The 15,156-nt window shown below is 45.7% G+C and carries 16 protein-coding genes; 12 read left to right on the top strand and 4 right to left on the bottom strand.

The genetic code is table 11. The annotated features are described in order from the left end of the window. Window positions 1–80: 80 nt before the first annotated feature. The 7 genes from BMZ72_RS01465 (at window position 81) to BMZ72_RS01435 (ending at window position 6,097) form a co-directional block, all read left to right on the top strand. Window positions 81–1,175, top strand: a complete 1,095-nt coding sequence (locus BMZ72_RS01465) for a DNA alkylation repair protein (RefSeq protein WP_089804542.1) — start codon at window positions 81–83, stop codon at window positions 1,173–1,175. 144 nt (window positions 1,176–1,319) lie between these two features. Beyond that, a complete protein-coding gene (locus tag BMZ72_RS01460) occupies window positions 1,320–2,093 on the top strand; it encodes a DUF899 domain-containing protein (protein ID WP_089804540.1) in 774 nt (257 codons plus the stop codon). An 11-nt stretch (window positions 2,094–2,104) separates the two neighbouring features. Then, window positions 2,105–2,533 (top strand): hypothetical protein, encoded by a 429-nt coding sequence (locus BMZ72_RS01455; protein ID WP_089804538.1) that lies wholly within the window; start codon window positions 2,105–2,107, stop codon window positions 2,531–2,533. Window positions 2,534–2,577: 44 nt separating this feature from the next. Next, window positions 2,578–3,222, top strand: coding sequence for a hypothetical protein (locus BMZ72_RS01450; RefSeq protein ID WP_089804536.1), 645 nt, complete (start codon window positions 2,578–2,580; stop codon window positions 3,220–3,222). Next, window positions 3,223–4,164, top strand: a complete 942-nt coding sequence (locus tag BMZ72_RS01445; RefSeq protein WP_089804533.1) for a hypothetical protein — start codon at window positions 3,223–3,225, stop codon at window positions 4,162–4,164. 26 nt (window positions 4,165–4,190) lie between these two features. Then, window positions 4,191–4,979: a hypothetical protein gene (locus BMZ72_RS01440; RefSeq protein ID WP_089804531.1), complete on the top strand. Its 789-nt coding sequence runs from the start codon at window positions 4,191–4,193 to the stop codon at window positions 4,977–4,979. Window positions 4,980–5,122: 143 nt separating this feature from the next. Next, a complete protein-coding gene (locus BMZ72_RS01435; RefSeq protein WP_089804529.1) occupies window positions 5,123–6,097 on the top strand; it encodes a hypothetical protein in 975 nt (324 codons plus the stop codon). A gap of 68 nt (window positions 6,098–6,165) precedes the next feature. On the opposite strand, the gene BMZ72_RS01430 is transcribed toward BMZ72_RS01435, so the two are convergent. Both BMZ72_RS01430 and BMZ72_RS01425 read right to left on the bottom strand, forming a co-directional pair. Further along, a complete protein-coding gene (locus BMZ72_RS01430; protein WP_089804527.1) occupies window positions 6,166–7,875 on the bottom strand; it encodes a GMC oxidoreductase in 1,710 nt (569 codons plus the stop codon). Between the two features lie 12 nt (window positions 7,876–7,887). After that, window positions 7,888–8,439 (bottom strand): gluconate 2-dehydrogenase subunit 3 family protein, encoded by a 552-nt coding sequence (locus tag BMZ72_RS01425; RefSeq protein ID WP_089804525.1) that lies wholly within the window; start codon window positions 8,437–8,439, stop codon window positions 7,888–7,890. A gap of 121 nt (window positions 8,440–8,560) precedes the next feature. On the opposite strand from BMZ72_RS01425, the gene BMZ72_RS01420 reads away from it, so the two are divergent. Together BMZ72_RS01420 and BMZ72_RS01415 are read left to right on the top strand one after the other, a co-directional pair. Next, complete coding sequence (locus tag BMZ72_RS01420; protein WP_089804523.1) at window positions 8,561–10,210, top strand: carboxylesterase/lipase family protein; 1,650 nt, start codon at window positions 8,561–8,563, stop codon at window positions 10,208–10,210. Window positions 10,211–10,381: 171 nt separating this feature from the next. Then, complete coding sequence (locus BMZ72_RS01415; RefSeq protein ID WP_089804522.1) at window positions 10,382–10,657, top strand: hypothetical protein; 276 nt, start codon at window positions 10,382–10,384, stop codon at window positions 10,655–10,657. A 3-nt stretch (window positions 10,658–10,660) separates the two neighbouring features. On the opposite strand, the gene BMZ72_RS01410 is transcribed toward BMZ72_RS01415, so the two are convergent. Next, the gene (locus BMZ72_RS01410) at window positions 10,661–11,539 is read right to left on the bottom strand and encodes an SDR family oxidoreductase (RefSeq protein ID WP_089804520.1); all 879 of its coding nucleotides are present in this window, start codon (window positions 11,537–11,539) and stop codon (window positions 10,661–10,663) included. A 220-nt stretch (window positions 11,540–11,759) separates the two neighbouring features. Between BMZ72_RS01410 and BMZ72_RS01405 the strand changes: the two genes are divergently transcribed. The 3 genes from BMZ72_RS01405 to BMZ72_RS01395 all read left to right on the top strand — a co-directional run bounded on the left by BMZ72_RS01405 (window position 11,760) and on the right by BMZ72_RS01395 (window position 13,675). Continuing rightward, a complete protein-coding gene (locus tag BMZ72_RS01405; RefSeq protein WP_089804518.1) occupies window positions 11,760–12,638 on the top strand; it encodes a hypothetical protein in 879 nt (292 codons plus the stop codon). A gap of 253 nt (window positions 12,639–12,891) precedes the next feature. Next, window positions 12,892–13,353, top strand: coding sequence for an SRPBCC family protein (locus BMZ72_RS01400; RefSeq protein WP_089804517.1), 462 nt, complete (start codon window positions 12,892–12,894; stop codon window positions 13,351–13,353). Continuing rightward, entirely contained in the window at window positions 13,331–13,675 is a 345-nt protein-coding gene (locus tag BMZ72_RS01395; RefSeq protein WP_089804515.1) for an ArsR/SmtB family transcription factor, read from the top strand. Before BMZ72_RS01400 ends, BMZ72_RS01395 begins: the two co-directional genes overlap by 23 nt. Before the next feature lie 105 nt (window positions 13,676–13,780). Here BMZ72_RS01395 and BMZ72_RS01390 read toward each other — a convergent pair whose 3' ends face one another. Continuing rightward, entirely contained in the window at window positions 13,781–15,154 is a 1,374-nt protein-coding gene (locus BMZ72_RS01390; RefSeq protein ID WP_089804513.1) for an MFS transporter, read from the bottom strand. Window positions 15,155–15,156 lie beyond the last annotated feature (2 nt).

Genomic DNA, 15,156 nt, shown 5'->3' with positions numbered 1-15,156 from the left:
AGGGGATAGCGATAAATTTATCCCTTTTCCCCCCTAACGGGACAATCCGTACTTTTGCCGCAGCCGAAAATTTACAGATAATGAGTTTGCTGAAAGATCTCTATTCCCCTGCTTTTTACGACGGATTAGCCAATATACTGGTAAAAACGATTCCTGCCTTCAATAAACAAAAATTCATCGGGCGCATCTACCAGCCGGGATTTGAAGAAAAGGAACTGAAAGAACGGATGAAACATACGACAGCGGCATTGCATGAGTTCCTGCCTGCTGATTACCCAAAGGCGGTCCCTCTGCTCAAAGACAGTATCGATGCGCTCAGAAAGGCGGGTTATGGAGAGGCTCTGGAATTCATCTTCTTTCCGGACTATCTCGCGACCTACGGACTGGATCATTACGATATTTCCGTAAAAGCCCTTGAGTTTGTGACACAATTTATCACCTGTGAATTTGCTGTCAGACCCTTCCTCATTAAATATGGCGACAGGATGATGCAGCAGATGCAGGCCTGGTCTTTACATAAAAATGCCAAAGTACGCAGATTGTCCACAGAAGGGTGCCGTCCTCGTTTGCCCTGGGCAATGGCTGTACCTTTCCTGAAAAAGGACCCGTCTTCCATACTCCCCATCCTGGAAAACCTGAAACAGGACCCTTCGGAGTCCGTAAGACGTAGTGTAGCCAATAACCTGAATGATATTGCCAGGGACCATCCGGGGCTGGTCATCGCGATCGCTTCAAAATGGAAGGGGCTTGGCAAAGAGACAGACGCCATTATCAAACATGGCAGCCGTACCCTGCTCAAACAGGGGCATAAAGAGATTCTGGCGCATTACGGACTGGAAAGCGTCCATGTTGCCTTCAGCGGCTTTCAGGTACTGACCCCAAAGGTGAACACCGGCGATAGCCTGGAATTCTCGTTTACCGTCAGGAATAAGGATGCTCAGGCACTGATCATCCGACTGGAATATGCTGTTTATTACCTCAAACAGAATGGTACCTTATCCAGGAAAGTATTCAAAATCAGTGAAAAGACCTATGGTCCGGGAGAGCAGGTCAATATTGTACGTAAGCAGTCCTTCCGGCTGATCACGACACGGGTATTCTACCCCGGCAAACACCAGCTTTCCGTGATCATCAACGGAGAAGAACAACCCGCCAAAAACTTCGAACTGATCTAGCTCAGTATCAGTTGGTTGACAAAAGCTTTCCTGTTCCAGTGTAATTCCTAAATATGTCCGGAATACCCCCCGGTTTTGGCAATTATGCACTGCAGATAATTCCTCCCAGTGGCTGACATTTGTAGTACACTAAACCTCAAAGACATGAAAGCGTCCAATACTGATCAAGCCGTTGAGCTGGAACACCCTGTAGTAGATGAGGCGGAATGGATAAGCGCCCGTAAGGAGTTACTAAAAAAAGAGAAGGAATTAACCCATCTACGTGATGAAATAAGCAGGCTGCGCCGTGAGTTGCCCTGGCAGAAAGTAGAGAAAAACTACATTTTTGATGGTCCGGACGGCCCGGTATCATTATCCGACCTGTTTGAAGACAAAAGCCAGCTGATCGTACAACATTTCATGCTGGGACCGGGATGGAAAGAAGGTTGTGTAGGTTGTTCCTTTATGGCGGACAATGTAGACAGCGGACTGGTACACCTGGTAAACCATGATGTGGCTTATGTGGCTATCTCCCGTGCGCCTTACAATGAGATCGTTCCATTTAAGCAACGGATGGGCTGGTCTTTCAAATGGGTATCCTCCAATAACAACGAATTCAACTTCGATTATAATGTTTCTGCCACAGAAGAAGAGATCGCGAAGAACGAAATGACCTACAATTTCGAACGGGTGCCTGTAGCTGAAAAAGAGTTACCCGGTATGAGCGTATTCTATAAAGACGAAAACGGAGACATCTATCATACTTATTCCACTTATGCCCGTGGTGCGGAAACAGTGCTGAACACCTATAACCTGCTCGATATAACGCCTAAAGGCCGAAATGAGCGGGATGGAGAAGGTAATCTGACTGACTGGGTAAAACACCACGATAAATATCAAAACAAAATGCCGGAAGCACATAGCTGCTGCAGCCACTAAACTTTGATATCATGCGTGCATTTCATTGCTGCGGGGGACATTCATCTGCGGATGTTCCCTGCACTATACAACAGGAACATGGAGGGGAAAAAACACTTGTAAAAACAACACCTCCCCGGAACATCTTCAAAAGAGGTATCCGGTTCATTAAACCCCTGCTACCGGCCTTTCTCCTCGCAATCATTCCTAAATGCCCGTTTTGTCTGGCGGCTTATGTAGCGCTGGGTACCGGTATTGGATTATCAGTAACCAGCGCCCGCTGGCTGCATATTACTTTATTAGGTGCTGCGATCATACCATTGTCCCTGTTTGTCGCTATCCGGATTGGTAACTATCTGTATAGGGACCGCTTGGCATTCTCTGTATCACGGCAACGGCAGTTGTTGTTTATCAGCCTGTTGGGTATACTGATCGGCTGTAGTTTATTATGGCTGTTCTGAGTCAGGGATTTTGTTACCTTTAGGCAACTGAGCCCTGATACCTGATGAAATACTTATACCTTTTTTTGTTAGTAGTGTCGTTGTGCAACTGCCGCACGACGCAATCATTCCACCAAACCGCCGCTAATCCACCCGTTACTTTAGATACAATACGAAGAATCATCTCCTATGGCTGGATACCTGTCGATACGTCCGTTTTTGTGAGGGAATCACAACTGGCAAAGGACTGGGGGTTTTATTTGCTCAACATAAACGAACCCGCCAGCAGAGATTCCATTGTCATTTTAAATAAAACGGCTGATCGTCAGCTGACAAGAAAACATGGAAAAAACTGGAAAAGGAAGTTCGACCAGGAATTGATGATATTGACGGCTACGCCGGCACGCATGCAAACGGCACTGCTAGTGTCTGACCTTGATTATTTTCATCTTATGGGATTGCTTCATTCTAAAGGCGATACACTTTTCTCGTATTTTGAACCAACATCCAGACGGGGAGTTTATCACGCAAAACTACTAGGATGGTCGCGTAAGGATACGCTGAAAGAATGGGGTTCTTTTGCACGGTATATAATTGATAATAGTAAAATAGACCCTGAAGTGACTGGCAGAGAATTTATTCCGGAAGCATATGGGGCAAACGCCCCTCTCTATTATCTGGACTCACTTTTTAAAATTCAGCAGCGATAAATGGAGACAAATACAACTGAACTCACCCAACAGGAGATGCAATTACTGGAGGGGCTGAATGAAAGAGAAAGGGATGCCGGAAAAACCAGACTTCGACTCGGCCTGATATTATTGCCGGTAGCCATATTGACCATCATAGGCGGCTGGCATGACATCAATGTACGTTCTATAGGCATACTTCTATTTATTCTTGGCACACTCATCACCATCTTTGCCATCGGAAAAAGAAGACGTAGCAAACGACAAACCCTCCCGCAGGATATTACCAAGAAGCAGATAACGGATATCCTGGTGCATACAACACTCAGCAATCATGGGGTCATCTGTTACACCTTCAAAGAGTGTCAGATCGAACTTTATATCCCTATGACAAATAGTATTAATCAATACGGCGATTTCAGCTATAATAGCCTGATAGACAAGGCGGACATACTGGTGGGAACAAGTGTTACACTCTCCTATCTTACATTCAAACCAGGCATAAACTTACTGATGGATATCCGTTATGAAGCATACCGTCATAATGAAATGATTGTTCCTGTTGATACGTCCGACATAGACAAGGTGGAAACGAAGATCTATAAAAGTAACCGGATAATACTTGGAACCGCTGTCATAGTAATAATATTATGGAATCTGGATGGCGGATTTAGCATAGAAAGGACCTTACTGATCTTTCTATTTTTTGCTGCCATCATAGTTTTTATGTTCTATTCCAGTTCGAAGAAAAAGTTAGCACAGAACAAGCTGGTTATACGTACAACAATTACCGAAGTACTGAACCTGTTGTCAGAAGATGAGTTGACATATTACCGGCTGGCCGATGGTACGCTGGTTCATGTATCTTCCCGGCAATACGATCCGGGAGATGCCATAGAGATTCAGGTGATGGAAGATAGTAGTGGCCGCAAGGAGACATTTATAACGAAGATAACGATGTAAGGATAGTCGAACCCTAAAAACAATCTATGGAATCCACCCAAAGTACATTAACAAAACAGGACATTCAGCTACTCAATGCGCTTTATGCGAGAGAAAAGCAGCCCATTCCGACAAAACTACTTTTACTTAATAGTAATACAAAACAACAGGTAAACGGTATACTGTTGCATGCAAAACTGACGCTCCAACAGACAATACGCTATACTTTCACTGACGGGTACCTGGACCTTCGCATACCAACGAAAGACGAATTAAACGGATACCGGGATTTCAATTACAAAAACACAATCGACAAAGCTTACTTCCTGACAAACACTCCTGTGATACTATCTTATGTGGAATATAAACCCGGCATGCAAGTACTTTTGAATATTTGTTATGAAGCCTTTGACCACAAAGAAGCTGTCACACCCATGGATGCTGCAGACAGAAAGACGATCACCCAAATAACCTACAAAAGCTTCTGGTTATATCTGGCATTAGGTGGCGGGATCAGTCTGGTATACGGCTTATTGTCAGGGTTTAAGACTTTTGATGCATTCCATCCATTAATTTTCTTTGCAATTCTCTTTCTCTATCCCGTCTATCTGGCATGGAAGCAAAAATCTGCATCCAATAGACGTATCATCCAAACAACAATTACGGAGGTATTGACTTTATCGATGGAGGATAGTCTTACGCAATACAGACTGGCGGATGGTACAATACTACCTGCGTCGGGAAAAATGTTGAAACCGGGAGATACTGTGTCTATCATGGTGGCGGAACATCACGATGGCACTGACAGGAGATTAGTTCAAATACAAACAACATAACTGCTGGCATCGTAATAGTCGTCTGATGGCAATTGCAAGAAAATAGAAGGATGCCATCCATATACGACCAGTGTGGCTATTTGCCAGATAATTTCTATCTTTCCGGTTTGACGATTTATTAAGTATAGCCCATATCGTAACCAATGCAAACAACAACCCTGCTAACAGACCGGGACATTAAAATACTGAAAGACCTCAAGCAACCCGACGGCGTCTCTGTAACAGCTTTACTGATAATGGGCCTAGCCCTGCTCCTGATGGGCATCGTTATCTGCATCATTGCCATTTCCGAAGAATTCCTGATCATACTGGGACTGATCGTAGTGTTAATGGGAGGAGGCATTACGATAGCTGGCGCACGACTACGCTGGAAAACAAAGGCTTATTTCGCTAATCCACCGCATGGAAATATGAAACAGGTGGTGAATGATAAACTCCTGCGCGTAGAACTGGTTGACAAAAAATTACTCCGTTATTGTTTTAATGGCTATCAACTGGAACTATACGTTGCCAGCGGTATAGGCCACCATCCGTCCGGTTTCAGGCACAAACGCGCGATCGACGAAGTAAAGACATTACAGAACACTGCTGTTCAGCTATCATATGTAGAGTACGTGCCAGGAGAAAAAGTCCTGCTCGACATCACCTATACGCAGTATAACAACTATACGGAGGTCGTCTTACCCATCACCGAAGAAGACCGGAAAAAGAGTCTGAGCGGTAATGCTGGTGCTATCGGCTGTATCCTGGGGATGGCGGTGTTCCTTGGTATCGTGTTTGGCTTTATCACACATTTCGATAGTAAAACATTTCCACTTATTCTCCTTTTCGGAGTAGGTCCGATGATTGCTATCGGCCTTGGAGCGGTCGCTTATACGAGCTGGAAAACTAAACAGGCGACGAATAAAATAACCATCCGTACGGCGATCACGGAAGTTGTGGTATTCTGGATAAGAAGCGGAAAATCGAGTAGTAAGGATTCCTTTTACAGACTGGGAGATGGTACGCTGGTACATATTACCAATACGCCATTTCAACCCGGCGATAATGTATTGATACAATTCCTGCAAAACAATAGTGGCAGGCGGGGGTTTGTGATCGAGATGGTAAAGATCTGATAAACCTTATTCATACAAACAGAAAAGGCCTTCCCATGAGGAAGGCCTTTTATCATTTAGCAGCAATATTATATTTCACCTTTCTTCATCTGGCTAACCGCATAATCCACTGCCCTGGCTGTAAGCGCCATGTAGGTCAGTGAAGGGTTCTGCGTAGAAGTGGAGGTCATACATGCACCATCGGTCACAAATACGTTGTTCACGTCGTGCAGCTGATTCCATTTATTGAGTACGGATGTCTTCGGATCTTTCCCCATACGTGCACCACCCATTTCATGTATATCAAGGCCTGGCGCCTGTTTAGAATCTCCTGTGCGGATATTGGTGAAACCGGCTTTGGTATACATTTCGGTCATTTGTTCGTGGAAGTCCTTCACCATCTTCTCATCATTGTCATCGTAGCCGATATTGACATGGATCACAGGCATACCCCATTCGTCCTTTTTGTCTTTATCAAGGGTCAGCTGACTGATCTCTTTCGGGATCGTTTCACCCATCATATGAGATCCTACGTACCAGTTACCCATTTCTTCGTTGAACAGATTATCCTTCAGGCTTTTGCCAACACCATCATGGCTATTCCATTTACGGCGACCGGTGTCAAATCCGGCGGCATAACCACGCAGGAAATCTGTCTCCTGTTTCTTCACGTTACGGAAGCGTGGGATATATGCACTGGTAGGACGACGCCCATCGGTGGTAACGTCCATATGACCATCATGGTCTGCGTAAATAGTAGCGCGGTAATTGTGGAAAGCGAAGTATTTACCCAATACACCACTGTCATTGCCTAATCCATTCGGGAAGCGGCTGGAAGTGGAGTTAAGCAGGAGCAGGTTCGAGTTGATCGCAGATGCGTTGACAAAGATGACACGGGCATAGTACTCGGTCATTTCCTTAGTTTTAGCATCTACCACACGTACGCCTGTTGCTTTTCCTTTCTTTTCATCATAGATGATGGAGTGTACAACTGAATGCGGACGGAGGGTCAGATTACCCGTCTTTTCTGCCCATGGCAGCGTAGAAGAGTTACTGCTGAAATATCCGCCAAAGGGGCATCCGCGCTGACAGAGATTTCTCTTCTGGCACTGTACCCTACCCTGTTCAATATGGATCTTCTGCGGCTCAGTAAGATGCGCGCAGCGGCCATATATAACGTGACGATCTTTATAGTTATCCTTGACAAACTTTTGAAAATATTGCTCAACAGCGGTCATTTCCAGGGGTGGCAGGAATTCGCCGTCAGGCAGGTTGTCAATACCGTCTTTATTACCCGAAATACCTACAAATTTCTCTACGTAGCTATACCAGGGCGCGATATCTGCATAACGGATCGGCCAGTCGACTGCGAAGCCATCCCTTGCAGGTCCTTCGAAGTCATAGTCACTCCAGCGCTGTGTCTGTCTTGCCCAGAGCAATGATTTACCACCTACCTGGTATCCACGGATCCAGTCAAATGGTTTATCCTGTTCATAGGGATGTTCTTTATCCTTTACGAAGAAATGCATGGCATCCTCCTTAAAGGCATAACAACGACTCACAACAGGAGCTTCTTCTTTAATCGCTTCAGGTATTTGTCCGCCGTGAGGAAATTCCCAGGGATATTTGTTTGTTGTGGGATAGTCTTTCAGGTGCTTTACATCGCGGCCTCTTTCCAGTACCAGCGTTTTCAGCCCTTTCTCCGTGAACTCTTTTGCTGCCCATCCTCCACTGATACCCGATCCTATCACAATCGCATCGAATGTGCGGTCCTGAGCACTTATATTAATATTCGCCATAACTATTCTCTGTTAAGCAGTTCTTCTGCTGACTGGTTTTACAGGTACGCTTCCATGAAAACGGCCGGGAACCAGCTCGTATACCTGCACTTTAGTAAGATAAAATTCTGAATTGGTATAACCTCTGATAATCAGATTTTTGGTAGCGTGGTAGAAATAAGCAGCGCCCCCTTCTTCTGCTTTGGACTTTTCGAGTTGTTCCAAAAGAGCAGTCCTTGCTTCAGGAGTGCTTTTTTCGAATGACTTCCCATTCTTTTTCTCACTCAGTTCAGCAAATGCCTTCATCCCGGCTGTCCATTTCTGCTGGTCTTCCTTATTAAAGCAATCATCTACCATCGTCAATGCAAACAAATGCGCTTTGACGTCCTTCGCACCAGGTGTCGAAGTAGTAGGAATTAATGTATCTGCCAGCAATGCCAGCATGTTCTCGCCCTCACCATCTACCGCTATATTCTTTAATGAAATAGAAGCTGGAGTCGTTTTCCGTACACAGGACGGCAGGAACGCCAGACCAGCGGAGACGACCAGGACCTGTTTTAATGCGGTTCGTCTGTTTATAAGCATGAAAATGTTTTTACATAACTGGCGATAAGGTATACGTAATAATTAATATTTCCAAGCCAATTGTTTGATAATTTTCGATGTAGTAAATTGAGTTATTCTACATTATAATAATATACATGTTATGAAATCATACTGTTTGTCGCTCCTTATGCTATGTCAGCTGGGCTGGCTGCCCGGAATAGCCCAGAAAAAAAGCGCTGTTTCACCTGCTTTGGTAAAGATTGAAAGTGGCCGGATCCAGGGTGTCGTTTCCCGTACTACCGGTATCCGGAGCTATAAGGGCATCCCCTATGCCCAGCCGCCTGTAGGTAATCTACGCTGGAAAGCGCCTCAACCGGAGAAGACCTGGGATACGATCCTGAGGGCCGATCATTTTGGTCCGCGGGCGATGCAGGGCAATATTTTTGGTGATATGGGCTTCCGTTCGGACGGTATGAGTGAGGACTGTCTGTACCTGAACGTCTGGGCGCCGGCCAATCCCGGCAAACAGCAATTACCTGTACTGGTCTATTTCTATGGCGGTGGTATGGTAGCCGGAGATGGCTCAGAAAGCCGCTACGACGGGGAAAGCATGGCTAAAAAGGGTATTGTCTCCCTGACAGTGAACTACCGTCTGGGCGTATTTGGTCTGCTGGCACACCCGGAACTATCTAAAGAGGCATCTTATCACACTTCGGGTAACTATACCCTGCTGGACCAGCAGGCGGCCCTGGAATGGGTAAAGAAGAATATTGCCGCTTTTGGCGGTGATCCCAACCGGGTGACCATTGCCGGGGAGTCAGCAGGCTCTATTTCTGTTTCCGCCCTGATGGCCTCTCCCCTGTCTAAAGCGCTGATTCATGGCGCTATTGGTGAAAGCGGCGCCATGATCAATCCGACAATGGCCCCAATCAGTAAAGAGGAAGCTGAACAGAATGGCGTAGCGATGGCTAATGTGTTGGGCGCTTCTACACTGGAGGCATTAAGGGCGATCCCGGCAGAGGAGTTACTCCGCAAGGCTTCCGGTCCGGGCGTGCCGCATATGGCCTGTAATGTGGATGGCTATGTATTGCCTAAAAAGCCGGTAGATATCTATGCTGCCGGTGAGCAGGCACATGTACCCCTGCTGGTGGGCTGGAATTCCACAGAAGTGCCCTATAGAGCCTTATTGTGGAAGGATGACCCTACAACGGAGAATTATGTCAAAAAGCTAACAGAACTTTACCCTAAGCACACAGACGAGGTATTACAGCTCTATCCGGGTAGTACGGAAGAGCAGGTGATCGCCTCTTCTACTGATCTGGCCAGCGACCGTTTTATCGTTTACAGTACCTGGAAATGGGCGGACCTGCATAAAAAGACCAGCCAGCCTGTTTATCGTTATATATTCTCTCATCCGCGTCCGGATATGGTACCTAAAATGGGGAATGCACAAGCTGGACTCGCGGGTGGCGTGATTAAGACCACTACTCCACAACCTAAACAGCCTAAACAGGCGGACCCTGTAAAAGGGGCGCCGCATGCGGCTGAAATTGAATATGCGATGGGAAATCTCCAGCACAACAAGGTGTATGCCTGGACAAAGGAGGATTATGCAGTTTCTAATACCATGCTTAACTACTTTGCCAACTTCGTGAAGACGGGTAATCCAAATGGCCCCGGACTGCCAAAATGGGAGCAGGATGGCATACAAAATTCATGGTACATGAATATTGATGTACAGTCATCGATGAAGAAGGAGACTACAAAGGCGAGGTATATTTTCCTGGATAAAATGTATAAAGAAAACTAAGGAGTCAGATCTCCGATTAAAGAAAGCTCTATAAGCTATTCATTTGCAAAAACTGTTCAGGCCAACTAATGCATAATTCTTAAACAGCCAGACCATGGGCGAATAACTACCTCGGCAGTTATTCGCCCATGGTCTGGTTGTTGCATATTGTTTTGTATAAAAACAATGCTTATGATGACCCGTCAACTCACCGTATCCTACAATGATCAGCACTACATGTATGATGTAGCTTTTGAGCGGCAGGACAATGCCACTGTTTATCATATTAAACCGCACACAAAATCCGTTGTCGCTTTTCCTGAAAACTTCGATATTATTAAGGCAGATGACAGTGAGCAACCGCAATACGATGTAAAAGGATTGAATGAGGAAGGAAAACAGATTGCCGATGTTTTGTGGCAGCAGATCAGTTTATTCCCTCCTCAGTTCAAAGGCGGTAAAGCGTAGCTATTATTTAAATAAGAACGCATAATCTGTCACGAACTGCCTGAAAGTACGCGCCTGTTTACCTGTTACATCCTGTACGGTATTTGTCACTACAGCCGCTTCATTAAGCCGGTAATGAGCATAATCTTCCAACAGACCATCGGCCTGCCATTCGGGAAATCCAATACCCAGCAGGGCATTTTTCATATCGTCTTCAGGTACATTGATAAAGTGTACCGGATGTACGAGTACATCTGTGAATACATCTGCCAGCTGCTGATGTGTGAATGATTCAGGGCCCGTAAGATCATAGATTTTATTTTCATGTCCGTCTGTTGTCAGCGCAACAGCTGCTACTGCTGCGATATCCCTGATATCGATGAGGGAGATCCTTGCCTCCCCGGCAGCCGCGAAGAATTTGTGTCCTGACCTGATCACGTCCTTAAAGCCTAATAACCCCTGCATAAACAGGTTGGGACGTAAGAAGGTATATGTCATACCAGAAGCTTTTATTGCAGCTTCAACAGCTGCATGATAGCGCAGAAAGCGTACTGGTGAACCTGCATCCGCTGCCCATTGGGACAACTTCACAATATGTTTTACACCGGCTCTTTTAGCGGCATTAACAAAACGGATCTGTTGTTCTTCCGCATGTTCAGATGAGTTAGTCAGCAGAAAGGCCCTTTCTATGCCTGTCAATGCTGTATCCATAGAGCCTTCATCATCAAAATCACCCTGCACCAGTGTAATACCAGGCAATGCTTCCAGTTCTTTTGCACGTTCTATAGAGCGCACCATCGCATTATAGGAAATACCTTTCGCAGAAAGTAGATTGATCAGTTCTTTACCGATGTTGCCGGTAGCACCGGTAATAAGAATAGTAGCGGATCCTTGTGTTAACATGTGAATTCTTTTAGTGTTTGACTAATTATATCTCAAAACTAAGACCAGCTGATTCACTGGTATTGTAAGAAAACGAAAAATGCCTGGTTACCTGATCCAGGACAACATGCGCCGCACCAAAAAATTTTATATCCCTCAGGCAACCTTTTTATTTCTACCCTCGTATTAAGTAGTTGACACAAGTGCTCACAATTTGCTTATTTAAAATTTTCTAATCACCATGCATTTATTCAAGAAATCAATGGTGGCAATGCTTTTAATTGCCACAGTGGCCACCTCATGCTCCAACGATGACAACGATGGAGTTACGCCAACGCCACCACCAGTTCCGCAGAAAACCGTGAAAGTAGCCAGTAACACAACTTTCGGCGCTATTATGACTGACAGCACAGGCAAGACTTTATACTTCTTTTCTAATGATGCACAGGGCATCCCTACCTGTAAAGATGGTTGCGCTGCTGTATGGCCAACTTTCTATGTGGAAGAATCTGCACTCACTGTTGATAGTTCCCTGAACAAGGCTGATTTTACGACTGTTACACGTCCTGATGGTACCAAACAAACCGCGTACAAAGGATGGCCTTTATACTACTATGCGCAGGATGCTGCAGCAGGAGAAGTTAAGGGTGATAACGTTGGTACAATCTGGTTTGTAGCAAAACCTGATTACTCCGTAATGGTGGCTAACTTCCAGTTGCACGGCAACGATGGTACAGACTATGTACTCAATAACACAGGTGTAATTGCAGCAGGTACCGGTACATCCAAATACCTGGTAGACGATCGTGGTCTGACACTGTACAAGTTCTCCAACGACAAAGCCGGCACCAACAATTTCACTAACAATGATGATACGCATAACGCTATCTGGCCGATCTACGAAATATCAGAAGTGAAAAATGTACCTACCGGTTTCAACAAAGCAGATTTCGCCATCATCACTGTACTCGGTAAAAAACAGATCACTTACAAAGGATGGCCTATGTACTACTTTGGCCAGGACGCTAAAGTAAGAGGCGCCAACAAAGGTGTGAGTGTTCCTGCTCCAAATGTATGGCCTGTATTTTATACAACTACAGCTGCCGCTCCTCAACCGTAACTGCATAACCTTATAATACTGCCGTACTTGTGTAAAGCCCGGCAGCATTGTAAATAAGCAGATTGCCCGGCCCGGTTTCGTACCGGGTTGGGCTATCGGTTTTCAGACCAATAGAAGAGCAACCAGTTGATTTACATATTTTTTCTTTTAAGAGGGAGGTACCGGCCAGTCTGGTACCTCCTTCTTTTTATCAGCTTTATTTGCGTAACTCAAAAGTTACACATACATTTACGTAACTTCAAAGTTACATAATATGAAAAGAGACATTAAACTCAAATGGTTCTATCCGCACCCTGTAGAAACGATCTGGGAGTGCCTGACCAATCCGGAACTACTGGCGCAATGGAACCTGAATTCCGGCGACTTCAGGGCTGAAACAGGCTTTAAATGGATGGCAGCGTCCAGGCCCCGGCCTAAAATGGACTGGGACGGTAAAATGTACTTTGAAGTGCTGGAAGTCATTCCTTTGCAGAAACTCTCCTACTCATTTAAAGGAGGACCACGGCCAGGCGAATACAATCTTGATACAATCGTCAGCTGGACCCTGGTACCAAAGGATGGTGGTACAGAATTACATCTTGAACAGACGGGCTTTACAGGTATGAAGAATTATATCAGCAGCTTTATCATGGAAATGGGATGGAAAAATAAAGTGGCCAAACGTTTTCAGAAAGTACTATCAAATCTATCAAATGACAGCACCACAATTGGATAGCTTCCAGGCGCTTGCAGATCCCAGCAGACGGGAGATCCTGCTGATGCTGACAAAAGACAAGCGATCTATCAACTCGATTGCAGAACAGTTTGATATCAGCCGTCCGGCAATTTCAAAGCATATCAAAGTGTTGTATCAGGCAGGGTTTATTACGTTTGAAGAAAAAGGACGTGAGCGATACTGTATACTGAGACAGGAGGGATTTGATCAGGTGAAGGAATGGATGAATTTCTTTGAACAGTACTGGCTGGAAAGGCTGGGTAAACTGGAACAACTGCTTGCGAAAAATCCGGATATCGGAAAGAATACACAAAAGAAATAGATACAATGAGGGTACGATGGTCATGAACAGACATCGTACCCTTTTCCATTGATCGTTGATTGGTTGAATTACACGACGTTTAGATTTGTTTCACCTTCACCGGACCTACGCCACACCATAAGTTGACACCAATTGTTCAGCAGCTTTCTTTTCTCTATCCTTCACATACATCACCGCGACTGCGGCAATGATCATAAATGCGCCGCCCATCACCAGTGCAAAAACGGCTTCTCCCTGGAACAGGTGTTTTACGATCAGTCCTCCGAAGATGCCATTGACAATCTGCGGGAAGGTGATAAAGAAGTTAAAGATACCCATGTACACACCCGTCTTGTGAGACGGTATTACGCCGGATAGTATCGCATATGGCGTTGACAGGATGCTTCCCCATGCCATGCCGATACCGATCATTGGCCATATCAGCAGATCAGGGTTCTGTATAAAATAAAATGAGATCAATGATAATCCACCCGCTGTCAGGGAAATAGCATGCGCTGCCCTGCGGGACGTTTTACGGGCAATAGCCGGCAGTACCAGGGCATATACTGCTGATACCGCGCTATAGATACTGAACAGGAAACCTACCTTATTACCGGCATCTGCAAAGAGCGCAGAAGAGGTATCTCCGGGCGCTACTTTGTAAATGTGATGCGCGACCGCGGGTGTTGTAAATACCCACATGGAGAATAAAGCGAACCAGGAACAGAACTGCACCAGTCCCAGTTGTTTCATCGCCGAAGGCATATTGGAAAAGTCCTTGAGGATCGTTCTCAATCCGCCGCTATGATTCTCTGCAGCCTGTTCAGGATTAAACTTTGCAAACTCCTCCGGAGAATATTCTGACGAAGTAAATATCGACCAGAGAATGGTAGCGAGTAACACGGCTGCTCCTACATAAAAGGAATAGATCACATTATCCGGTACGACACCCGGCGCCGCTGTTTTGGATACGCTCATATATTCTGCCAGCAGATACGGTAAGGAAGAACCCAATACGGCACCAGCTCCTATCAGAAAGGTCTGTGCAGAGAATCCCTGGCTGCGCTGTTCATCCGGCAGGTTATCCGCCACCAGTGCCCTGAAAGGCTCCATGGCCACATTGATAGAAGCATCCATCAGCGTCAGCATGCCTGCACCTATCAATACCGGCGGCAACATAGCTGCCAATAGTGAGGAATTAGGCAGTAACATCAGCGCCAGTGCAGTTGCGATAGCGCCCACAAGAAAGTAAGGCCTGCGACGTCCCAGTTTATTCCAGGTACGGTCACTATAGTGCCCGATAATAGGCTGTACGATCATACCGGTCAGCGGAGCTGCCAGCCAGAAAAGGGACAGGTGCTCTACTTCCGCTCCATAGGTTTGTAAAATGCGGGAAGCATTTCCATTCTGTAAAGCAAAACCGAACTGGATACCGAAAAAGCCCATGCTCATGTTCCATATGCGCGCAGCGGACAACCGCGGCTTAGCCATTCCTTTCATGG

This window comes from Chitinophaga sp. YR627 (genome assembly GCF_900114995.1).
Classification (GTDB): domain Bacteria; phylum Bacteroidota; class Bacteroidia; order Chitinophagales; family Chitinophagaceae; genus Chitinophaga.
The sequence above is the reverse complement of the archived record's forward strand: the minus strand, read 5'-3'. Positions and strand labels throughout refer to the sequence as shown.